Origin of the sequence: Geomonas propionica, from assembly GCF_016458235.1 — a bacterium.
Classification (GTDB): domain Bacteria; phylum Desulfobacterota; class Desulfuromonadia; order Geobacterales; family Geobacteraceae; genus Geomonas; species Geomonas propionica.
Genome location: NZ_JAEMHK010000010.1, coordinates 1 through 20,568, shown reverse-complemented (window position 1 = coordinate 20,568; position 20,568 = coordinate 1). Strand labels below are relative to the sequence as shown.

Sequence of the window (20,568 nt, the reverse complement as noted above, 5' to 3'; positions counted from 1 at the left end):
CCTTCCTTCCCCCGTCGGGGGAAGGTGCCCCGCAGGGGCGGATGAGGGCGCTGGCACTATTTGAGATCTGACTACCGCAACAAGAACTGGCATACAGAAGGATAAAGAGATGATCGCGATCATAGATTACGGCATGGGGAATCTGCGCTCCGTGCAGAAAGGGTTCGAGAAGGTCGGCTGCGAGGCCATCGTTACCTCTGATCCTAAAGTGCTTCTGGACGCCGAACGCGTCGTCTTGCCAGGCGTCGGTGCCTTCCGCGACTGCATCAGGAACCTCGAGGAAGGTGGATTCGTGGAGCCGATCCTCAAGGTGATCAAGGAAGGCAAACCCTTCCTCGGCATCTGCCTGGGGCTGCAGCTTCTCTTCACCGAGAGCGAGGAATTCGGCATCCACAAGGGCCTCGACGTGATCCCCGGCAAGGTGCTTCGCTTCCCGGAAGGGATGGAGCAGGCGGGTGAGGAGCTGAAGGTGCCGCACATGGGCTGGAACCAGCTCGACATCAAGCGCCCTTCGCCGCTGTTCAATGGCGTCGATAACGGTTCCAACGTCTACTTCGTGCATTCCTACTACGTGAAGCCGAACGACGAGAGCGTGGTGGCGGCGACCACCAACTACGGCATCGACTTCTGCGCCGCCATCTGGCGCGACAACGTCGTGGCCGCCCAGTTCCACCCGGAGAAGTCCCAGGACAAGGGGCTCGCCATGCTGAAGAACTTCGCTGCAATGAAATAACTGAGGGATTGAAATGATCATTATTCCGGCAATAGATCTGAAGAACGGCTGCTGCGTCCGCTTGGAGCAGGGGCTGATGGAGAAGGACACGGTTTTCAACGACGATCCGGGCGCACAGGCGGCCGAGTGGCAGCGTCAGGGCGGCGAGATCCTGCACATCGTCGACCTGGACGGCGCCTTTGCGGGCGAGCCGAAGAACCGCTCCGCCATCGAGTCCATCGTGAAGTCCGTCACCATCCCGACCCAGTTGGGCGGCGGCATCCGCGACATCGCCACCATCGAAGCCTATCTCTCCCTCGGCATCGGCCGCGTCATCATCGGCACCGCCGCGCAGAGAAACCCTGCTTTTGTGAAGGAAGCCTGCGCCAAGTTCCCCGGCAAGATCGTGGTCGGTATCGACGCCAAGAACGGCATGGTCGCGGTCCAGGGTTGGGCCGAAGTGACCGGCATCACGGCGACCGAACTCGCCAGGCAGTTCGAAGGGGACGGCGTCTCCGCCATCATCTACACCGACATCAGCCGCGACGGCATGATGCAGGGGCCGAATATCGAGGCCACCAAGGCACTGGCTGAAGCCATCAACATCCCGGTGATCGCCTCCGGCGGACTCTCCTCGCTGAAGGACATCGAGAACCTGATCGCCATCGAGTCCTCCGGAGTCACCGGTGTCATCACCGGCAAGGCCATCTACTCCGGCGCCATCAACCTCGCCGAAGCTATCGCACTGACCAAGAAGCAGCGCTAAGACAAAGCTGGAGTTTTAAGATGCTTACAAAAAGAATCATCCCCTGCCTGGACGTCAAAGGTGGCCGGGTAGTTAAAGGTGTCCAGTTCCTGGGCCTGCGCGATGCGGGCGACCCGGTCGAGATCGCCGAGCTGTACGACCAGCAGGGCGCCGACGAGCTGACCTTTCTCGACATCACCGCCTCCTCCGACGAGCGCGACATCATCATTGACGTGGTGCGCAGGACCGCCGAGCGCGTCTTCATGCCGCTCACTGTCGGCGGCGGCGTCCGCACGGTCGACGACATCAGGCGCCTGCTGAACGCAGGGGCCGACAAGGTCTCCATCAACACGGCCGCGGTGCACCGTCCCGAGTTCGTGAACGAGGCGGCCGAGCGGTTCGGCTCGCAGTGCACCGTGGTCGCCATCGACGCCCGCTCCCGCGCCAATGGCGGCTGGGAAGTCTACACCCATGGCGGCCGCAACCCGACCGGCATCGACGCGGTCGAATGGGCGCAGCGCATGGAAGAGTTGGGCGCCGGCGAGATCCTGCTCACCAGCATGGACCGTGACGGCACCAAGGACGGCTACGATCTGCCGCTGACCCGGGCCGTGGTCGATGCGGTCAGCATCCCGGTCATCGCCTCTGGCGGGGTCGGCGGCCTGTCGCACCTCTACGACGGCTTCACCCAGGCCGGCGCCAGCGCCTGCCTCGCCGCATCCATCTTCCACTACCGCGAGTACACCATCGAGGAAGCCAAGACCTACCTCCGCGAGCGCGGCGTGCCGGTCAGGCTGTAATCCCTTGACCATTCTTGTTCCCTCCCCCGGAGGGGGAGGGTCAGGGAGGGGGATGGTTTTCTCCTGCTAGAATAGCCCCCCTCCCAACCTCCCCCCTCCGGGGTGAGGAGCAGAAGAACAAACGAAGGAGCTTCATCATGGAGCAGCATAAAGACGACATCATCACCGCGGTTTACCGCGTGATCCAGGAACGCAAGGCCAACCCGAGCGAGAACTCCTACACCGCGAGCCTCATGGCGAAGGGGATCGACAAGATCCTCAAGAAACTGGGCGAGGAGGCGACCGAGGTCGTTATCGCCGGCAAGGGCGGCAAGCGCGAGGAGATCGTCTACGAGACCGCCGACCTTTTCTTCCACAGCCTGGTCCTGCTGGGCTTCTACGACATCGATCCGGAGGAGGTCTACGCTGAACTCAGGCGCCGCTTCGGCATGTCCGGCATCGAAGAGAAGAATTCCCGCATCGGCTAGTTCGTTCCACAATGGCACAAATGCCTTGACAAAAAAGACCGCGATGGTATATTGCTGGTTCCTTGAATAATGTCTGCCGGCCCGTACCCACACAAGTTGTAAATCTAGCTAGAGAAGGGGGGGGAATATGAATGCCGGGAGTAAAGGTAAAAGAAGCTGAACCGTTTGAGCTTGCGCTCAAGAAGTTCAAGAAGCAGTGCGAGAAAGCCGGAATCCTTTCTGAGGTCCGCAAAAGAGAGCACTACGAGAAGCCGAGCATCAAGAAGAAGAAAAAGGCCATTGCCGCTCGCAAGCGCGCTCTGAAAAAACAGCGCAAGATGGTCGACTAAGAAGAGGGTTTCATGCAACTGAGGGAGAGACTCAACGCGGAACTGAAGGAGGCGATGAAAAGTCGCGACGCCCTGCGTTTATCTACCATCCGCATGGTGCTCTCCTCGGTGAAAAACCGCGATATCGAGCTCAGACGTGAACTGAGCGATAGCGAGATCACCGAAACCATCGTTACCCTCTGCAAGCAGCGCAGGGAATCCATCCGACTCTTTAAGGAAGCAGGCAGGCAGGAGTTGGTGGATAAAGAGGAAGCGGAGCTCGCGCTCCTTATGGACTACCTCCCCCAGCAGCTGACACGGGAAGAGCTGGGCGACCTGGTGGCGAAAGTCATCACGGAAGTCGGCGCTACCGGCGGCAAGGATATGGGCAAGGTCATGAAGGCCCTCCAGCCCCTCGTCGCAGGCCGTGCAGAAGGCAAACTGGTGAGCGAAGTTGTGAAGGAAAAACTCGCATAAAGAACTCCCCCGGGACCTATTCCCGGGGGAGCTTGCGAGTTATGGGTGTCATGAGTAGGGGCGAATCGCAGCGATTCCCCCTTCTTTTGCTTTGTGGCTAGTGACCAGGTGTTTGCATGATCCTTCTTGACATCCTTATCTGGGTCGTACTGCTTTTCTTTGTGGCGAAGGGATTCTCGAAGGGGCTGGTCCGGGAGGCGTGCTCCCTGCTTGGCCTCGTCACGGGCGGCTGGGCCGCTTTCCGATACTATTCCACTCTCAGTCTGGGGATCAGGCACTTCATCAACCTCCCCCCGCAGGTCGCGCAGCCGCTGGCGTTCCTCCTTATTTTCATGCTGCTCGGCATGCTTTTCTACTTCCTCGGTCATCTGCTCACCGTCGTCTTGAAAGTCATGCTCCTGGGCGGAATCAACCGCGCCGGCGGGATCGTCTTCGGTTTCCTCCAGGGGGGCTTCATCCTCTGCGTGCTCCTCTACCTGGCGACCACCAAGCCGATGCCGGAAAAGGTGAAGATCTGGATCCACGGCTCAAAGACCGGGGCGGCCTTCGCCTCGACCGGAGCGGATATAGCCGCCGGCTGGGAAGGTGCCATAGCCCAGCACAGGGAACCAAAGGACGCCGCAGAACCCGGGGAAAAAAAGGAAGTAAAGGCGTCGACTCCGCACGGAGCGCATAAGAAATAAGGAACAACCGCAGTGTCGACGATACCGGACGAGAAGATCAGGGAAGTACGCGAGAGGGCCCCGATCCTCCAGGTTGTCTCCGACTACATGAGCCTCAAGAAGTCCGGGGCCAACTACCAGGGGGTCTGCCCCTTTCATGGCGAGAAGACCGCGTCGTTCAACGTGAACCCGGCGCGCGGCATCTTCCATTGCTTTGGTTGCGGCGTGGGAGGCAATTCGGTTGATTTCGTCATGCGCATGGAAGGGCTTTCCTTCCCGCAGGCGGTCAAGTTTCTGGCCAAGAAAGTGGGGGTGGAAATCCCCGAACGTCCGCTGACCCGCGAAGAGAAGCGCAAGGTGGACGAGCAAGAGCAGGCCTACCAGATCAACGAGGCTGCTTGCGAGTTTTACCGCCGGGTGCTGGAAACGGACGAGGCGGGTGCCGCGGGCAGGGCGTACCTGGAGAAGCGCGGGGTTGATAAAGCCACCGCCGCCACCTACCGCATGGGCTTCGCACCGGCGGGATGGGACAACCTGACCACCTTTTTTCGGCGCAAGGGGATCCCGCTGGATGCGGCCGAGAAGCTCGGCCTTTTACGGAAAAGGGAAGGGAAGGACGGCTACTACGACACCTTCCGAAACCGTCTCCTCTTCACCATCGCGGACCTGCACGGCCGCGCCATAGGTTTCGGCGGGCGGGTCATGGACGACTCGCTCCCCAAGTACATAAACTCCCCGGAGTCCATCGTGTACCGCAAAAGCGAGGTCCTCTTCGGGGTCGACCTGGCCAAGAAGGGGATGCGGGAGAAGGGGAGTGCCATCGTGGTCGAGGGATATTTCGATCACCTGGCACTGTACCGGGCCGGCTTCACCAACGTGGTGGCCACCTGCGGCACGGCGCTCACGCCGCCGCACGTGAAGCTGCTGCGCCGCTACGCCGACCGGGCCTTCATGCTCTTTGACGGCGATGAGGCGGGGCGCAAGGCGACGGTCCGCTCCATGGAACTGTTCCTGGAAGAGGGGTTCCCGGCGCGGGTGGTCGAAGTTCCGGCGGAGGACGACCCGGACACCTTCATCAACCGCGAAGGCGGCGACGCCTTCCAGCCGCTTTTGGACAAGGCGCTCCCCATCTTCGAGTCCTTCTACAAGGGACTCCTCAAGCGCATGGACGTGAAGAGCGTGGAAGGGAAGGTCGCCGTCGTGAACGAGGTCTCGCCCCGGCTGCTGAAGATTGGCGATCCGGTGGAACGCGGCCTCTACGAGAAGGAGATCTGCCGAGCACTCGGCATCGACCGCGCCATGCTGCTCCAGAAAGTGGGCATCCCGGCCCGGCCCCAGGCGCCGCGCCCGCAGCCCAAGGGGGCGCCGCAGCAGAAGGGGACGGAAGAGGTGCTGCTGACCCTGATGGTCAAGTATCCGGACGTCGTGCTAAGGGTTCGGGATCACGGTGCCGATAAGCTCTTCAGCGCCAGCCACCTGAAGCTGGCACAGGCCATCGTGGCCGATTCGGAAACGGGGGATCTCGATCTCCCCCTGGTGTTGGAACAGATCGAGTCGCACGAGGAAAGAAGCCGTCTCTATTCGCTGTTCGTGGAGGACGCGCACCTGGAGGACCTTGATCCCGTCAAGGCTTTCGAGCAGTGCTGCCAAGCCCTGGAACGGCGAGCGCTCAAGGGGGACGGCAAGGCCCTGGCAAGGGAATTGGCCACGGTCGATCCGGATTCTCCGAGATACCTGGAGATCCTGTCTGAACTTGAGCGGTTGCGTAATAAAAAATCGAAATTACTATAGTAGGATTCAAGCGGTAGAGGTGCTGGATTCAAGCTGTAGCGGAGCGTGGTAAATGGCCAAGAAAAGCATGGACGAAGTGAAGCAGCTCATCGACCTGGGCAAGGAGAAAGGTTTCCTCACCTATGAAGAGGTGAACGACCTCCTCCCCCCTGACATTGTCTCTTCCGACCAGATTGACGATGTGATGAGCATGTTTGGCGATATGGACATCGAGATCGTGGACTCTGCCCAAAAGGTGAAGATCCCGAAGATCAAGATGGACCTCGAGGAAGAGGAAGAGCACGAAGGTGGCGAGGGTGAAGAAGTCGAGTTCGAGCCCGGCACCCTCGGCCGCACCAGCGATCCCGTGCGCATGTACCTGCGTGAGATGGGTTCGGTGTCCCTTTTGACCCGCGAGGGCGAGGTCGAGATCGCCAAGAGGATCGAAGTCGGCGAGCGCGACGTGGCCAGCGTCATCCTGAACACCCCGATTACCGTGCGTGAGGTCGTCGCCCTGGGCGAGCGTCTGCGCAAGCAGCAGATCGGCGCCATCGAGATCTCCAAGGACGTCGAGGAAGAGGTGCTGGAGGAAGGCGAGGAGGACCTGCAGGCCCTGCGCGTTCTCGGCATCATCGACGAGATCCACGAGATGTCTCAGCGCATGGAGCAGATCCAGAACACGCTGGAAGGCAAGGTCTCCGCCAAGGAAGGCGAGGCGCTCAACGTGGAGCATGGCGAGCTGAAGGTCAAGATGGCGGAGACCCTGAAGTCGCTGCGCCTCAAAGACCGCCATATCGAGAAGATCGCCCAGCGTCTGAAGGAACTCTCCTGCAAGGTGGACACCGTGATGCAGGAGATCACGGAACTGGAGAAGGAGACCAGCACCGTCAAGGACGTGTTCCTGGCCGCATATGAGGGGCTCAAGAACGCATCCGACGCCGACTTCTCCAAGAAGATGAATATGTCCCTCGAGGAAGGGCAGAAGCTCGAGAAGCGCTACCGTTCCAGCGAGGCGAAGCTGAAGAAGATCGAGCAGGAGTCCGGCTTCAAGGCGAGCGAGCTTGCCAACGCGCTCCTCGCCATCGAGGAAGGGGAGCACAAGGCCAAGCTGGCCAAGAGCGAGCTGGTCGAGGCGAACCTCCGCCTGGTGGTCTCCATCGCCAAGAAGTACACCAACCGCGGCCTGCAGTTCCTCGACCTGATCCAGGAAGGGAACATCGGCCTGATGAAGGCGGTGGACAAGTTCGAGTACCAGCGCGGCTACAAGTTCTCCACCTACGCCACCTGGTGGATCCGTCAGGCCATTACCCGCGCCATCGCGGACCAGGCCCGCACCATCCGTATCCCGGTGCACATGATCGAGACCATCAACAAGCTGATCCGTACCAGCCGCCAGCTGGTGCAGGAGATCGGCCGCGAGCCCTCCCCGGAGGAGATCGCGGAGCGCATGGCGCTGCCGCTGGACAAGGTCCGCAAGGTCCTCAAGATCGCCAAGGAGCCCATCTCCCTGGAGACCCCGATCGGCGAGGAGGAAGATTCCCATCTTGGCGACTTCATCGAGGACAAGGGCGTTGTATCCCCCCTGGAGGCGGTCATCAAGGCGAACCTCTCCGAGCAGACCTCCCGCGTGCTCTCCACCCTCACCCCCCGTGAAGAGAAGGTGCTCAGGATGCGTTTCGGCATCGGCGAGAAGAGCGACCACACCCTGGAAGAGGTCGGTCAGGACTTCGAGGTAACCCGCGAGAGGATCCGGCAGATCGAGGCCAAGGCGCTCAGGAAGCTGCGGCACCCGAGCCGGGCGAAGAAGCTGAAAAGCTTCGTAGAGTAGTCACCAAGGCCGCACCGGAATCGCCGGCGCGGCCTTTTTCTTTTGCCGAAAACGAAACCCGGAACACAGAGGGCACAGAGGAAAAGCCGGAGCGGACACAGAGTAAAGTTCCTTTGAGCTCCCCAAAGCCCTCGCCCTCCGGGAGAGGGCGGCCGCAGGCCGGGTGAGGGGCCTCTGCCCTGATGATTCCCAATAGAGGTAAGCGATGAAGAAGAAAGCGGTAATCCTATACAGCGGCGGGCTCGATTCCACGACCTGCATGGCGATCGCCAAGCACCAGGGCTTCGAGCCGTACGCCATGAGCTTCAGCTACGGTCAGCGCCACCAGCACGAAGTGGCCCTCGCCAAGCAGAACGCGCGCCCGATGGGGGCGGTGGACCACATGCTGGTCGAATTCGACCTGAGGATGATGGGGGGCAGCGCGCTCACCTCCGACATCGCGGTCCCCAAGGAAGGGGTGGGTGAGGAGATCCCGGTCACCTATGTGCCGGCCAGGAACACCATCTTCCTCTCCTTCGCCCTGGGCTGGGCCGAGACGCTGGGAGCATTCGACATCTTCATCGGCGTGAACGCCCTCGACTACTCGGGCTATCCCGACTGCCGACCGGAATATATCGCGGCCTACGAGACGATGGCCAACCTCGCCACCAAGGCTGGGGTGGAAGGGAAGAAAATGACCATCCACACGCCGCTCATCAGCCTCACCAAGGCCGAGATCATCAAGACCGGCCTGACCCTGGGGGTGGACTACGGCAAGACCCATTCCTGCTATGATCCGACCGAGGACGGCGCCGCCTGCGGACTGTGCGACTCCTGCCGTCTGCGCCTGAAGGGTTTCGGCGAGTTGGGCGTCACCGACCCGGTCCGCTACATCAAGAGGTAGAGCAAAACTATGGAGCAGAAGAAAGAAGACAAGGCACTCACCGACGTGCAGCTCACCCGCGACACGCGCAACATCCCCATCGGCAAGGTCGGGGTGAAGGACGTCTCCTACCCGATCGTGGTGATGGACAAGAACAAGAAGTTCCAAAACACCATCGCGCGCATCAACATGTACGTCGACCTCCCGCACCACTTCAAGGGGACCCACATGAGCCGTTTCGTGGAGATCCTGAACAAGTACCGGGAGAACATTGCCCTCGACAAGCTTGAGGTGATTCTCTCCACCATGAAGGAGAAACTGGGCGCCTCCAACGCACACCTCGAGATGGAATTCCCTTACTTCGTGGAGAAAAAGGCGCCGGTCTCCAAGGCGAAGAGCCTCATGGAGTACACCTGCACCTTCAGCGCCTCGCTTTCCGACCAATTCGACTTCGTGCTGGGGATCAAGGTGCCGGTGACATCGCTTTGCCCCTGCAGCAAGGAACTCTCCAGCTACGGCGCCCATAACCAGCGCTCCATCATGACCGTCCAGATCCGCTACAGCGAATTCATCTGGATCGAGGACTTGATCGACATCATCGAAGAGTGCGGTTCGTCGCCCGTTTATTCGCTCCTCAAGCGCGAGGACGAGAAGTTCGTGACCGAGCGTGCCTACGAGAATCCGCGCTTTGTCGAGGATATGGTGCGCGAGGCGACGGTGCGTCTGCTATCTATGCAAAATATCACGTGGTTTTCCGTAGAAGCGGAGAACTTCGAGTCGATCCACAAGCACTCCGCCTACGCCGCAATAGAGCGAAAAAAAGGGTAGCCATTTCCACCACGTCAACAGCTTGACTGGCACCGCCTGTGGATAACTTTGTTGAAAAGTACCAAAATTGTGGACAACTCTAGCTTTTACCCCTTCATTTAACTCCCTTAAGGTTTCTCTCTCTAATGAAACGTGCGCTCGCCATCTTCGCCAAGACGCCGCTGCCGGGACGGGTGAAGACCCGCCTTTCACCTCCCCTGTCGCCGGACCAGGCGGCCGAGCTTTACCGCTGCATGCTGCTCGACATCATCGGGCGCGCGGCGGAGCTCAGGGCGGACATGGTGATCTTCTACGAGGGGAGCGCGGACTTCTTCAGGGACGCAGCGCCCGATGCGCTTCTGGTGCACCAGAGTGCCGGAGGGCTCGGCGAGCGACTGGAGCACGCCTTTGATGAGCTCTCCACGCACGGCTATGGCGCCCGCGTGGTGATAGGAACCGATTCCCCCGACCTCCCCTTGGCTTTCATCGAGGAGGCTTTCCAAAAGCTGGAACAGGGGAGCAAGGCGGTGTTCGGTCCGGCTGAGGACGGCGGTTACTACCTGGTCGGGGTGAGGGGCGGCTACGGCACCCTTTTTCAGGACATCCCCTGGTCCAGCGACAAGGTGCTGGAAACGAGCCTCAGGCGGTCGGAAGCATCGTGCCTGACCGCCGCCATGCTCCCTTGCTGGTACGATGTCGACAGCTGGGATGATCTGCAGCGCCCGAGCCTCCTGGAGCCGGCCAACAGAGCGCCGCGCACCCGGGCTTTTATCGCGGCGCTGGATCTTGTCGCTCCGCTTGCCGCCGATGCGGTTTGACGCTGTTCAGTTGACAAGGTTTCCAGACCTGTTTTGATCTATGGCGTGGCTCAGGCCACGCTTTTCGTTTTCTCAACGGTACCGCTTTAAGAGCGGGACTAGGGGCTGGGAGCTAGCAAAGGCGAAGGCCACCAATCAACCTTCCACTCAAAGGGTTTTACATGTCGCTTTCCCATATCCAGATCCTAAACGAGGTGTTCGGCTTCAACTCCTTCCGGCCGCGCCAGCAGGAGATCGTGGAGACGGTGATCTCCGGGAAGGACGCCTTCGTGCTGATGCCGACTGGCGGCGGCAAGTCCCTTTGCTACCAGGTCCCCGCCCTCTGCTTACCGGGCACCGCACTCATCGTCTCGCCGCTGATCTCGCTGATGAAGGACCAGGTCGACGCCCTGCGTGAGAATGGTGTCGCCGCGGCCTGCTACAACTCCTCGCTGGGGGAGGCCGAGGCACGCCGGGTGTTGGCGGAGTTACACGCGGGTGAGCTGAAACTCCTGTACGTGGCGCCGGAGCGGCTCCTCTCCGACGGCTTCATCGACCGCATCAAGACCCTCCCAATCTCCCTGTTCGCCGTCGACGAAGCCCACTGCGTTTCGCAATGGGGACACGACTTCCGTCCCGAGTACGCACAGTTGGGCCAATTGCGCGAGATCTTCCCGCAGATCCCGATGATCGCTCTCACCGCCACGGCCGACGCCCAGACCCGCGGCGACATCCTCTCCCGGCTCGGGCTCCAGGATGCCACCTGCTTCTGCACCGGTTTCGACCGTCCCAACATCCGCTACAGCGTCATGGAGAAGAACAAACCGTTCAACCAGCTGATGGCCTTTCTATCCACTCGTAAGGACGAGGCGGGCATCGTCTATGCCCTATCCCGCAAAAGGGTGGAGGAAGTGGCCAGGAAGCTATGCGAGGCGGGAGTGAAGGCGGCCGCCTACCACGCGGGGCTGCCGGACAAGGAGCGCCACCAAGTCCAGGAAGCGTTTCTGCGCGACGACGTGAAGGTCGTGGTCGCAACGGTCGCCTTCGGTATGGGGATCGACAAGTCCAATGTTCGCTTCGTAGTGCACTACGACATGCCCAAGAGCATCGAGAGTTATTACCAGGAGACGGGGCGTTCCGGCCGAGACGGGCTTCCCGCCGATGCGTTGCTGCTCTTTGGCTACGGCGACATCGCGGTGGCACGGGGGCTGATCGGCAACGGCGGCAACGAAGAGCAGAACCGGATCGAGCTGCACAAGCTCAACTGCATGGTGGGGTTCGCCGAGGCGCAGACCTGTCGGCGCCAGGTGCTTTTGGGGTACTTCGGGGACAGCCTCGCGGCCGGGTGCGGGAACTGTGATATCTGTGAGAGTCCTCCCGAGCGCTTCGACGCCACCGACGATGCCAGGAAGGCGCTCTCCTGCGTCTACCGGGTCGGGCAGCGCTTCGGGATGGGGCACGTCATCGACGTGTTGCGCGGTTCGCAGAACCAGAGGATCCATGAGCTGAAGCACGACCAGCTCTCCACCTTTGGCCTTGGCAAGCACCACTCCCAGGAGGCTTGGGGCAACCTCTTGCGCCAGTTGATCCACCTGGGGTACCTGGAGCAGGATATGGCCAATTATTCGGTGCTGAAGCTGACGGAAAAGGCGCGGCCGCTGTTGCGGGGGGAGATGGCGCTGGAGTTGGCGAAACCGAGGGATACCAGGGTGGTCGAGAAGAAGGCTGCGGCGAAGAAGCCGAGTTACGACGGCGAGCTGTTTGGGGAGTTGCGGGAGCTGCGCAAGCAGATCGCGGACGAGCAGCAGGTGCCGCCGTATGTCGTCTTCCCGGATGCGACGCTGGCCGAGATGGCGGCGCAGATGCCCAAGGACAAGTGGGAGCTACTGAAGATCACGGGCGTCGGGCAGCACAAGCTGGCGCGCTATGGTGATGCGTTCCTGCGGGTCATTAAAGAGCACGAGGCGAAAACTGAAAACCATTAGCCACGGAGAAAATCTGAGAAAATCGGAGAGAAACAAACCTAAAACCATTCACTGGGAAAAAATCTGAGGACATCTGAGTAAAAGCGGAGAAACCTTTTTAAAGGTTTTGATTTTCTCAGATGTCCTCAGATTTTCTCCGTGGCCAATGGTTTTAGGTTTTTTACTTAATGACCTCGATCTGGTACCCGCACTTGCCGAGGTGGCGGATCACTTCCTGGATATGCTCGGCGCCACGGGTCTCCAACTCGACCAACACCTCGGTCTTTCCTATCGGCAAAGACTCGGAACGCCGGTCATGGGTGATGATGGAAATGTTGGCCCGAGCCTCGGCAATCTCGGCCGCGAGCCGCGCCAGCGCACCCGGCACGTCATCCAACTCCACCTTCAGCTTCAGGTAACGCCCCGCCGCCAGCAGACCTCGCTCCACAACCACCGCGATGGTCTTTACGTCGATGTTCCCGCCCGATAATACCGCCACGGTCTTGCCAGTAATCTTTTTCACCCTGCCGTTCAACAACGCCGCCAGGCCGACCGCCCCGGCGCCCTCCACCATCAACTTGTTGCGCTCCATCAGCGAAACGATGGCGAGCGCGATCTCTTCCTCGTCCACCAGCACGATCTCGTCCACGTAATCCCGCACCACCGGGAAGGTGTTGCTCCCGGCGGTCTTCACCGCGATGCCGTCGGCAAGGCTGGCGCGAATGGGGACGGTGATGACCTCGCCCGCTTTCAGCGCCTGCCGCATGGAGGGAGCCGCGGCCGACTCGACGCCGATGATACGCACGTGCGGATGGGTCTCTTTGATGGCCCGCGCGATCCCGGCAATCAGCCCCCCGCCGCCGATCGGCACCAGCACGTTGGCCAGATCGGGAATGTCCTCCAACAGCTCAAGCCCGATAGTCCCCTGGCCAGCCATCACCAACGGGTCGTTGAAGGGGTGCACGAAAAGGGCCCCGGTTCGCTCGGCCTGCCTCAGGGCGGCGGCGCAGGCCTCGTCGAAATTCTTCCCCTCCAGCACCACCTCCGCCCCCAGGTCGCGGGTCGCGAACACCTTTTGCGGCGGGGTGCTTTCCGGCATGTAGACCACCGCCTTCACGCCGAGGAGGTCGGCGGAAAACGCAACACCTTGGGCATGGTTACCTGCCGAGGCGGTAATCACGCCGCCGGCCAGGGCGTCGCGGGACTGGGCGGTCATGAAGTTCAGCGCGCCGCGGATCTTGAAGGCGCCGGTGCGCTGCAGGTTCTCGCACTTGAAATAGAGGGGGAGGCCGAGTCGTTCGCTGAAGTGATGGGCTTGGATCAGCTCCGTGCGACGCACCCTTTTCTTGAGTCGTTGGGCCGCGTCGAGGATCAGGTTGTAATCGAGCATCTATGGTTCCATTCGCAGGTTAATGTGTGTGGTCGTGGTCGTGGCAGTGATGGTGCCCCTGGCACGTGCCGTGCGGGTGATGGTGCGGGTGCGCGTGGGCATGCGCCAGGGAGGCGGCGCGGGGACGGTGCCGGAACTGCTTGGCGCCTGCCGTCTCGGTGCAGCGGGTGTTCTCCACCTGCAGCGTGGTGTGCGAGATGTGGAAATGCTGGAACAGCTTCTCCTCGATCTTGCGCAGGATCTCGGCCTGATCGTTGGCGGAGCAGTCGGGGACCACCACGTGTGCCGACAGGGCGATGATGTGGGAGCAGATGGTCCAGATGTTCAGGTGGTGCACCTCTGCCACCCCCTCGACCTCCTGCATGGAGAACGCGACCTGGTTGATGTCGATGCCGCGCGGCACCCCCTCCAGGAGTATGTGCACAGACTCGCGCATTACCCGCCACGACCCCCAGAAGATGATGAAGCCGATGCCGACCGAGATGATGGCGTCGAGCAGGTACCAGTTGGTGAAGTACATGATGATGCCGCCCACGATGACGCCTACCGAGGCGGCCGCGTCGCCGATCACGTGCAGGAAGGCGCTGTGCACGTTGAGGTCGTCGTGCGAGTGCGAGTGCAGCGCGCCGGCGGAAAGGAGGTTCATGGCCAGGCCCACGGCGGCGATGATCAGCATCTCCAGGCTCTTCACGGCCTGTGGGGCCATCATTCTCTCGAAGGCCTCATAGCAGATGATGCCGGCGATGATGAAGACGGTGCTGCCGTTGATGAAGGAGGCGAAGACCTCGGTGCGGTGCCAGCCGAAGGTCCGGGTGTCGCTGACGGGGTAGGAGGCGAGCTTGATGGCGCCCAGGGAAAGAAGCAGGGCAAACAGGTCGAGGAATACGTGCGCCGCGTCGGACAAGAGGGCCAACGAGTTGGTCCAGATGCCGCCGGCCAATTCCGCGACCAGGGTCAGCGAGGTCAACAGGATGGCATACTTGAAGCGTCCGGTTATGCTCTGGTCCAGGTGGCTGTCGGCATGAGCATGCATAGGCGTGTCCCGATGGGAGGGGCGGGCCCCTCCCTCTTGGTTAGAAGCTGAGCCCGGCTTTCAGGGAATAGATCAAGCGCTCCTGGTATTCCACCTCGGCGGTGACGCCGACAAGGGGGAGGGGCGAGAACTTGATGCCGCCGAAAACGCGGGTTTGGAAGACGCTCTCGGAGTCGAGGGTCGGTGCAAGCGCCTTCAGGTGCCCTTTGGCCTCGCTGTTCACCCACACTCCGCCCACGCCGGCATAAGGGGTCAGGATCAGGAAGCCCTTGCTGATGGAGGCGTCGATGCCGGCGGTTTGCAAGTCGAGGTCGTTGACCCCGGAAAGTCGGCTGTAGGTGGCGCGGACTCCCAGTGCCGGCGTCGCCGCGGTCCCCTCGAGGATCGCCTTGCTCACCTCGATGCCCCAGAGCTTGATGTTGGAGTCGGGCACGTAGGAGTACATGGCGCCGACGTCGATCCCCATGGGGAGGCCTTTCCTGGCACGCAGTTTCGGGATCACCAGGTACGAGGGGGCGTCGTTGCCGTACGCGGCGTTCCAGTAGCTGCTGTTGCTGATGTCGATCGCCGAAAGCTCGACGCCGACGTCGAATCCGGGGATCCCCAGCGGTTCGGCCGGGGCCACGTTCTTGTAAGAGATGGCGGCACCCGCCTCCCTGGTGAGCTCCCTGAAGTTCTTCTGGGTCAGAGGGCTCGTGAAGCTGATGTCTTTGGCCAGCGCCTGGGACGCACCGCAAAGTGCGCAGGTGAAGGCGAGTAAAACCGCGAGCTTTTTCATGTTTCCCTCCTTTTCATTATATGGCACAACGGATTGAATCTTAGCAGAGCTCCCTATTTGGGTCAATGTGTTAGCGGCATGGCGCCTTGCAATTTTAACTATATACTGTTATCTTTCCGGCAAAATTATGTCGGAGGTCTGTACAAATGGAACCGATTCACCATCGTCTCATCATATTAGGCTCAGGTCCTGCGGGGTACACTGCCGCGATCTACGCGGCGCGCGCCAACCTGAACCCTGTCCTAATCACCGGGCTGCAGCAGGGGGGGCAGTTGATGACGACGACCGAGGTGGATAACTGGCCGGGCGACCCGGCCGGGGTGATGGGGCCCGATCTCATGGAGCGCATGCGCCAGCATGCCGAGCATTTCGGCACCCAGTTCATCTTCGACCATATCAACAAGGCGCAGGTGATGAAGCCTCCCTTCGTACTGGAAGGCGACAGCGGCAGCTACAGCTGCGACGCCCTCATCATCGCCACCGGCGCCTCGGCCAAGTACCTGGGGCTTCCCTCCGAGCATGCCTTTAAAGGGAAGGGCGTTTCCGCCTGCGCCACCTGCGACGGCTTTTTCTACCGCAACAAGCCGGTGGCCGTCATCGGCGGAGGCAGCACGGCGGTCGAAGAGGCGCTCTACCTCTCCAACATCGCGAGCCACGTGACAGTCGTGCACAGAAGGGACAAGTTCCGCGCCGAGAAGATCCTGGCCGACCGGCTCATCGAGAAGACCAAGAACGGCAACGTCACCATCGAGTGGAACCACCAACTGGAAGAGGTGCTCGGGGACGAATCCGGTGTGACCGGCATCAGGCTGCGCCACAAGAGCGGCTCAGACAAGCACATCGACGTGCACGGCTGCTTCATCGCCATCGGGCATCAGCCCAACACCTACATCTTCGACAGCCAGCTTGAGATGGACGAGGGGTACATCCGCACCAACTGCGGCTACGAGGGGAACACCACCGCCACCAGCACCCCGGGTGTCTTCGCCGCCGGCGACGTGCAGGACAGAAACTACAAGCAGGCCATCACCTCCGCCGGCACCGGCTGCATGGCCGCCCTCGACGCCGACCGTTACCTCGAGATGCTGAAAGCCTGATTAACCACCTTCTCCTTCCCCGTAAGGGGACTGGCTCCGTCAGGTGCCTGTCCCCTTTTACCCCCTTTGGGGCGAGCGAAGGCAAGAGGGCCGCTTAACCAGACGCAGAGCACCACCGCAGCCACCGCAGGAACTCACCCTTCACCGTTAGTTGGGGGTTCTCATGCTTGCCAAGGTTCTCGCCAGCGCGCTTTTGGGCATCGATGCCATCCTGGTCGACGTGGAAGTCGACATCACCCAAGGACTCCCTCAACTGGCCACGGTCGGCCTCCCCGACGGCGCGGTCAAGGAAAGTAAGGACCGGGTCAAGGCCGCGTTGAAGAACTCCGGCTACGATTTCCCCAACCGCAAGATCACCGTTAACCTCGCCCCCGCCGACGTCAAGAAGGAGGGGGCTTCCTTCGACCTTCCCATCTCCATCGGCATCCTCGCCGCCACCGGCGTAATCAAGGAAGATTTGCTGCAGCGCTATATCCTCTTGGGCGAACTGTCCCTGGATGGTGGCGTCAAGCCCGTGCGCGGCTGCCTTTCGGTTGCCGTCGCCGCCAAGGAAGCGGGGCTCGCCGGCATCATCATTCCGGCGGAGAACGTTTGCGAAGGGGGCGTCGTCGAGGGGGTTCAGGTAATCGGCGTCACCGAGCTCTCCCAAGTGGTGGAGTTCCTGAACGGCAACCTCGCCATCGACCCGTACCGCGCCGACGTCGAGGCCCTTTTCAGCCAGGGGTGCGAGGCCGGCGACGACTTTTCCGAGGTGAAGGGGCAGGAGCACGCGAAGCGCGCTCTCGAAGTCGCTGCCGCCGGCTCGCACAATCTACTGAGGTTGTTTTTACAAGACCAATTAAACGCCCCGCCGCCTTCTCAATCTTAAGACCCTAATTCCAAGGTGTTTTAGGCCGTCGCCGTGAAACAACCTCACCCGATACAGACCCCACCAACCCCCTCAGTATTAAATATAAATATATGAATGTTTATAATGCGTCGGGTGTTACCCTAGCCCTCTCCTCGCCGTCATCCTCCTCCCATATCTAGTACACGTCACCACGCTGCAGCGACCCCAGCCAAAACGGGGAACTACCCCACACTCCTTCCTTTACCTGGAGTTGTCGAAACTCTCGCCGGATGTGCCTATGGCAACTTCAGCATATAGAGCCACTATGAACAAAATTTCCGATCTCGCGGAAAAAACGGCGACTCAGACGTATATAACTCTGTAGATGGTAAAAATTTACTAATGCTATAGAGGGCATCTTGCAGCGAGTTACAACAGGCATCGACCACCTTCATCTCACATTCTCCGAAGCACACAGCTTGGAGACGATAATCCAGACACTCTTCACCGGCATCACTGCCAACGACTTCAGACCGGCGAGGAAGAAGAAAAAGCAGAAGTGGTACCGTTCAACCCGGCTACTCACAACCACTAACGGCGATGTCCTCGCCGCCTTCCATTCAGAGTCAACCTCGACCTTCGGGCGTCGTAATCTACTCCAGGTCCACGGCCTAGCATTCAGCGATTCAGCACTCAACGCTCTTCGGCCTCTTGACCTGCAGAAGCTGATTGACGGTGCTGCGGAACTCGACGCCCACGTGTCGGAGATCGATCTCGTAATTGACGATGCCGCAGGCATCACGCCGATAGCCCAGGTCTATGAACAGTCCCTACCGCACCGCTACAAGGATTTCATCCGGTCCACGTTTCTGAAGGACTACCGGGGGAAGCCGACTGAACCGGAGCTGTACGGGGGAACGTCGATCTACTACGGGAGACGGGGCCGCTGCTACTGCAAAGTGCTCTTCTACCAGAAGAGCCTATGCCCTAATCAGCGGGTTTACGAACCTGACAACCAGTTGAAGTATCCGTATATCCGGTACGAACTAAAGTTGCGCGGAGCAGCGGCCCAGCGGCAAGGTGCATCGCTGCTTTCAAAGCTATCCAGCATCGCTGCTTTCGGCGGCACGATTACCACGATGGGGGAGGCCGTAGTTGACCTATTCGGAAAGCACTTTGCTTTTGTGGTTCCCGGTCGGAGATCCAGCCGGAGAAAACTGCAGCCCTGGTGGAATGAACTACTCCGACGCGCTTCTCTATAACCATATAGTAGTGTCTGACCACTCACGCTGAAAATTTAACTACTTACCCCACCCAGTAAGAGTGGGGAGCCGAGGCTTTAGCCGAGGCAATGGAGGTGCGTTCTTAGGGCCGCAGGCCCTGCACCGCCATCTACTTAGTACCAACCACATCAACATAGGAGCTTTACCAATGACTACCGAAGCACTCTACAACCAGATCCAGGACATCTTTGACCGCAACGAAGCCGACAAGGATCTCCATCAAGATCAAGTCAACACCGTGAAAGCCACCATCGAGGCCGTCTACCGCAAGACCCCGGCGATCCTCCTCAGCCACCTGGACACCATGAAGACCAAGCACGACTACACAACCCTCGCCCAACTTCGAGACATCGCAAAGTGTCTCCTGGAGATCTTGGAGGCAGATCTTGCTTAGTGCGAACTTGAAAGCCTACATCGACCGCACCGCCGCAGAGATCCGCAAAGAAGATCCCGAAACAGTCGCTCACCTGGACGACTTCGAGTTAAAGGCGTTGATCCTGGACAAGACCCGCCAACACGCCGAGGACGAAGCAGACGCGCTGATTGCAACGGTCACCATGACCGAGATCGTTAAGGCCCTCCGCGTACTGGCGAACCAACACTAACCACTTTCCGGGCTTCAGCAACCCGGCAACCTGCCGCCGGTTCAGGTACTAACCGGCTCTCCTATACCGGGGCGGCTGGAGTTACGGCCAGCCGCCCAATCAAAACTAAAAGGACAAAAATGATTCAGACCTATAGAAACCAATCCGGTTGCACCTTCACCTCTCTGTCGCTGAACCCCATCGAGATCTACACCGACAGCGATATGGAAGGCTTTTACATCGGCAACACTGTAACCGCCCTCAACGGTGAGCGGTTCACCATCCTGGATTCCAAGTGCGTTCAGGGGCGCACCTTCAGGTTGCTTCTCCTGCCAGTTCCCCAGGAGGTAGCATAATGAGCACCCCGCAGTTGATGCTGGCCTTTCGAGTCGAGATGATCGACGGCACCGTCACCTCTGGCACTGTAGCCGTTCCCGGTACCGACCCCGCCGCAGCCTGCCGTGCAGTCGCAGGTGCCATCCGCAGTCACAATACCAAATACACCCGACACCCGGCTCTCGTAGGCATTGACCCGGGCCAGGTAGAAGACCTCTCCGTGCAGTGCATCGGCGTCGCTTAACCCCGCACCACCGACACCCCAGACCAAACACACAGGAGCCGCCCCCGAAAAGGGCGGCTCTTGTCGTTCAAGGAGATCCATTGCAGCTCTTCCCGGTTTTCTACTCGATCCAATCCAGAGGCCGCACTGTCACCCGGCAAGTCACCGTCCCGGCTATCTCATCAACGGTAGCTGAACGTGTGGTTCGCTCCTGGCTCATGATCCAGCATCTAACCCCGCTCTCAATCACTGCAGCCTCCTAGCTGAGGCTTCCAAAATTAGGCCTAAAAAGGCATTTCTCAGTCAGACCCATACCGTGGTGTGGGGTAAATAGGTAAATAAGTAATCATGCCCCTCGAACATATTCTCCATCTCCCCAGACGAAACAAACTTGAGATCCCCTACGCAGGCGACAGGCAAGCGTGCCTTTTCTGCGGTTCCCGTAGCATCGCCCCCGGCAAGCAGTGCCGGTGCGGGGTGTGGTACCCCAGCGAGAACAGCTACAAGAAGCCCAGGCCGACAAAGCGCCGGAAGCTCCCGCCGTCTACCCTCGACATTTACAGGCCTTTGCACGACGGCCTCGCAGACCGAGACCCGCAGCAAGACCACGACGAACTAGCCCCGTACCGCGCCCAACTCGACATGATCCACGATCCCGCAGCCGACGACGCTGACAACGTACCGTGGGAGGTCTAGCGGTGGGTAATCCACCGAAGTTGAAATGTCTTGTCTCTGCTGGGGTGGGTAATCCACCGAAGTTGAAATGTCTTGTCTCTGCTGGGGTGGGTAATCCACCGAAGTTGAAATGTCTTGTCT

Annotated in this window: 23 protein-coding genes; 20 read left to right on the top strand and 3 right to left on the bottom strand. The window is 60.3% G+C overall.

Translation table 11 applies throughout. The features are described from left to right. Positions 1–109 precede the first annotated feature (109 nt). The 13 genes from hisH to recQ all read left to right on the top strand — a co-directional run bounded on the left by hisH (position 110) and on the right by recQ (position 12,220). Positions 110–733 (top strand): imidazole glycerol phosphate synthase subunit HisH, encoded by a 624-nt coding sequence (gene hisH, locus JFN90_RS13585; protein WP_199395665.1) that lies wholly within the window; start codon positions 110–112, stop codon positions 731–733. Positions 734–746: 13 nt separating this feature from the next. Then, complete coding sequence (gene hisA / locus JFN90_RS13580; RefSeq protein WP_199395664.1) at positions 747–1,478, top strand: 1-(5-phosphoribosyl)-5-[(5-phosphoribosylamino)methylideneamino]imidazole-4-carboxamide isomerase; 732 nt, start codon at positions 747–749, stop codon at positions 1,476–1,478. A gap of 20 nt (positions 1,479–1,498) precedes the next feature. Next, positions 1,499–2,257 (top strand): imidazole glycerol phosphate synthase subunit HisF, encoded by a 759-nt coding sequence (gene hisF, locus JFN90_RS13575; protein WP_199395663.1) that lies wholly within the window; start codon positions 1,499–1,501, stop codon positions 2,255–2,257. 137 nt (positions 2,258–2,394) lie between these two features. Continuing rightward, complete coding sequence (locus JFN90_RS13570) at positions 2,395–2,724, top strand: phosphoribosyl-ATP diphosphatase (RefSeq protein ID WP_199395662.1); 330 nt, start codon at positions 2,395–2,397, stop codon at positions 2,722–2,724. Between the two features lie 131 nt (positions 2,725–2,855). Next, positions 2,856–3,053, top strand: a complete 198-nt coding sequence (gene rpsU, locus JFN90_RS13565) for a 30S ribosomal protein S21 (protein WP_011940832.1) — start codon at positions 2,856–2,858, stop codon at positions 3,051–3,053. Positions 3,054–3,065: 12 nt separating this feature from the next. Then, positions 3,066–3,509, top strand: coding sequence for a GatB/YqeY domain-containing protein (locus JFN90_RS13560; RefSeq protein WP_199395661.1), 444 nt, complete (start codon positions 3,066–3,068; stop codon positions 3,507–3,509). A 116-nt stretch (positions 3,510–3,625) separates the two neighbouring features. Then, positions 3,626–4,192, top strand: a complete 567-nt coding sequence (locus tag JFN90_RS13555) for a CvpA family protein (protein WP_199395660.1) — start codon at positions 3,626–3,628, stop codon at positions 4,190–4,192. Between the two features lie 12 nt (positions 4,193–4,204). Continuing rightward, a complete protein-coding gene (dnaG, locus tag JFN90_RS13550) occupies positions 4,205–5,962 on the top strand; it encodes a DNA primase (protein ID WP_199395659.1) in 1,758 nt (585 codons plus the stop codon). Positions 5,963–6,014: 52 nt separating this feature from the next. Next, positions 6,015–7,769, top strand: coding sequence for an RNA polymerase sigma factor RpoD (gene rpoD / locus JFN90_RS13545; protein ID WP_199395658.1), 1,755 nt, complete (start codon positions 6,015–6,017; stop codon positions 7,767–7,769). A 205-nt stretch (positions 7,770–7,974) separates the two neighbouring features. After that, positions 7,975–8,652, top strand: a complete 678-nt coding sequence (gene queC, locus JFN90_RS13540; protein ID WP_199395657.1) for a 7-cyano-7-deazaguanine synthase QueC — start codon at positions 7,975–7,977, stop codon at positions 8,650–8,652. A gap of 9 nt (positions 8,653–8,661) precedes the next feature. Next, a complete protein-coding gene (folE2, locus tag JFN90_RS13535; protein ID WP_199395656.1) occupies positions 8,662–9,459 on the top strand; it encodes a GTP cyclohydrolase FolE2 in 798 nt (265 codons plus the stop codon). Positions 9,460–9,584: 125 nt separating this feature from the next. Next, complete coding sequence (locus tag JFN90_RS13530) at positions 9,585–10,256, top strand: TIGR04282 family arsenosugar biosynthesis glycosyltransferase (protein WP_199395655.1); 672 nt, start codon at positions 9,585–9,587, stop codon at positions 10,254–10,256. A gap of 161 nt (positions 10,257–10,417) precedes the next feature. Beyond that, positions 10,418–12,220 carry a DNA helicase RecQ gene (gene recQ, locus JFN90_RS13525; protein ID WP_199395654.1) on the top strand — a complete coding sequence of 601 codons (1,803 nt, stop codon included), beginning with the start codon at positions 10,418–10,420 and terminating at the stop codon, positions 12,218–12,220. Positions 12,221–12,380: 160 nt separating this feature from the next. Here recQ and ilvA read toward each other — a convergent pair whose 3' ends face one another. Genes ilvA through JFN90_RS13510 form a run of 3 tightly spaced genes read right to left on the bottom strand, consistent with a single transcriptional unit; the run spans position 12,381 to position 15,400 of the window. Beyond that, entirely contained in the window at positions 12,381–13,589 is a 1,209-nt protein-coding gene (gene ilvA, locus JFN90_RS13520; RefSeq protein WP_199395653.1) for a threonine ammonia-lyase, read from the bottom strand. 19 nt (positions 13,590–13,608) lie between these two features. Next, the gene (locus JFN90_RS13515) at positions 13,609–14,622 is read right to left on the bottom strand and encodes a cation diffusion facilitator family transporter (RefSeq protein WP_199395652.1); all 1,014 of its coding nucleotides are present in this window, start codon (positions 14,620–14,622) and stop codon (positions 13,609–13,611) included. A 40-nt stretch (positions 14,623–14,662) separates the two neighbouring features. Then, complete coding sequence (locus JFN90_RS13510) at positions 14,663–15,400, bottom strand: hypothetical protein (protein WP_199395651.1); 738 nt, start codon at positions 15,398–15,400, stop codon at positions 14,663–14,665. Positions 15,401–15,546: 146 nt separating this feature from the next. Here JFN90_RS13510 and trxB point away from each other — a divergent pair, with 146 nt between their 5' ends. From trxB to JFN90_RS13475, 7 genes are all read left to right on the top strand, one after another. Further along, on the top strand, positions 15,547–16,497 hold the full coding sequence (trxB, locus tag JFN90_RS13505) for a thioredoxin-disulfide reductase (RefSeq protein WP_199395650.1): 951 nt from the start codon (positions 15,547–15,549) through the stop codon (positions 16,495–16,497). Positions 16,498–16,660: 163 nt separating this feature from the next. Further along, positions 16,661–17,365: a magnesium chelatase domain-containing protein gene (locus JFN90_RS13500; protein ID WP_199395649.1), complete on the top strand. Its 705-nt coding sequence runs from the start codon at positions 16,661–16,663 to the stop codon at positions 17,363–17,365. 380 nt (positions 17,366–17,745) lie between these two features. Further along, positions 17,746–18,588: a replication initiation factor domain-containing protein gene (locus tag JFN90_RS13495; RefSeq protein WP_199395648.1), complete on the top strand. Its 843-nt coding sequence runs from the start codon at positions 17,746–17,748 to the stop codon at positions 18,586–18,588. A 169-nt stretch (positions 18,589–18,757) separates the two neighbouring features. Beyond that, positions 18,758–19,003, top strand: a complete 246-nt coding sequence (locus tag JFN90_RS13490; RefSeq protein ID WP_199395647.1) for a hypothetical protein — start codon at positions 18,758–18,760, stop codon at positions 19,001–19,003. Beyond that, positions 18,996–19,214: a hypothetical protein gene (locus JFN90_RS13485; RefSeq protein WP_199395646.1), complete on the top strand. Its 219-nt coding sequence runs from the start codon at positions 18,996–18,998 to the stop codon at positions 19,212–19,214. The genes JFN90_RS13490 and JFN90_RS13485 overlap by 8 nt, the downstream gene beginning before the upstream one ends. Before the next feature lie 119 nt (positions 19,215–19,333). Further along, positions 19,334–19,549 (top strand): hypothetical protein, encoded by a 216-nt coding sequence (locus tag JFN90_RS13480; RefSeq protein ID WP_199395645.1) that lies wholly within the window; start codon positions 19,334–19,336, stop codon positions 19,547–19,549. Positions 19,550–19,566: 17 nt separating this feature from the next. Continuing rightward, positions 19,567–19,773: a hypothetical protein gene (locus tag JFN90_RS13475; protein WP_199395644.1), complete on the top strand. Its 207-nt coding sequence runs from the start codon at positions 19,567–19,569 to the stop codon at positions 19,771–19,773. The last annotated feature ends 795 nt before the right edge of the window (positions 19,774–20,568 follow it).

Excerpts from the sequence above, each read along its gene's own strand:
- hisH (WP_199395665.1), top strand. The coding sequence starts at position 110 with ATGATCGCGATCATAGATTACGGCATGGGGAATCTGCGCTCCGTGCAG.
- hisA (WP_199395664.1), top strand. The coding sequence starts at position 747 with ATGATCATTATTCCGGCAATAGATCTGAAGAACGGCTGCTGCGTCCGC.
- hisF (WP_199395663.1), top strand. The coding sequence starts at position 1,499 with ATGCTTACAAAAAGAATCATCCCCTGCCTGGACGTCAAAGGTGGCCGG.
- JFN90_RS13570 (WP_199395662.1), top strand. The coding sequence starts at position 2,395 with ATGGAGCAGCATAAAGACGACATCATCACCGCGGTTTACCGCGTGATC.
- rpsU (WP_011940832.1), top strand. The coding sequence starts at position 2,856 with ATGCCGGGAGTAAAGGTAAAAGAAGCTGAACCGTTTGAGCTTGCGCTC.
- JFN90_RS13560 (WP_199395661.1), top strand. The coding sequence starts at position 3,066 with ATGCAACTGAGGGAGAGACTCAACGCGGAACTGAAGGAGGCGATGAAA.
- JFN90_RS13555 (WP_199395660.1), top strand. The coding sequence starts at position 3,626 with ATGATCCTTCTTGACATCCTTATCTGGGTCGTACTGCTTTTCTTTGTG.
- rpoD (WP_199395658.1), top strand. The coding sequence starts at position 6,015 with ATGGCCAAGAAAAGCATGGACGAAGTGAAGCAGCTCATCGACCTGGGC.
- queC (WP_199395657.1), top strand. The coding sequence starts at position 7,975 with ATGAAGAAGAAAGCGGTAATCCTATACAGCGGCGGGCTCGATTCCACG.
- folE2 (WP_199395656.1), top strand. The coding sequence starts at position 8,662 with ATGGAGCAGAAGAAAGAAGACAAGGCACTCACCGACGTGCAGCTCACC.
- JFN90_RS13530 (WP_199395655.1), top strand. The coding sequence starts at position 9,585 with ATGAAACGTGCGCTCGCCATCTTCGCCAAGACGCCGCTGCCGGGACGG.
- recQ (WP_199395654.1), top strand. The coding sequence starts at position 10,418 with ATGTCGCTTTCCCATATCCAGATCCTAAACGAGGTGTTCGGCTTCAAC.
- ilvA (WP_199395653.1), bottom strand. The coding sequence starts at position 13,589 with ATGCTCGATTACAACCTGATCCTCGACGCGGCCCAACGACTCAAGAAA.
- JFN90_RS13515 (WP_199395652.1), bottom strand. The coding sequence starts at position 14,622 with ATGCATGCTCATGCCGACAGCCACCTGGACCAGAGCATAACCGGACGC.
- JFN90_RS13510 (WP_199395651.1), bottom strand. The coding sequence starts at position 15,400 with ATGAAAAAGCTCGCGGTTTTACTCGCCTTCACCTGCGCACTTTGCGGT.
- trxB (WP_199395650.1), top strand. The coding sequence starts at position 15,547 with ATGGAACCGATTCACCATCGTCTCATCATATTAGGCTCAGGTCCTGCG.
- JFN90_RS13500 (WP_199395649.1), top strand. The coding sequence starts at position 16,661 with ATGCTTGCCAAGGTTCTCGCCAGCGCGCTTTTGGGCATCGATGCCATC.
- JFN90_RS13490 (WP_199395647.1), top strand. The coding sequence starts at position 18,758 with ATGACTACCGAAGCACTCTACAACCAGATCCAGGACATCTTTGACCGC.
- JFN90_RS13480 (WP_199395645.1), top strand. The coding sequence starts at position 19,334 with ATGATTCAGACCTATAGAAACCAATCCGGTTGCACCTTCACCTCTCTG.
- JFN90_RS13475 (WP_199395644.1), top strand. The coding sequence starts at position 19,567 with ATGCTGGCCTTTCGAGTCGAGATGATCGACGGCACCGTCACCTCTGGC.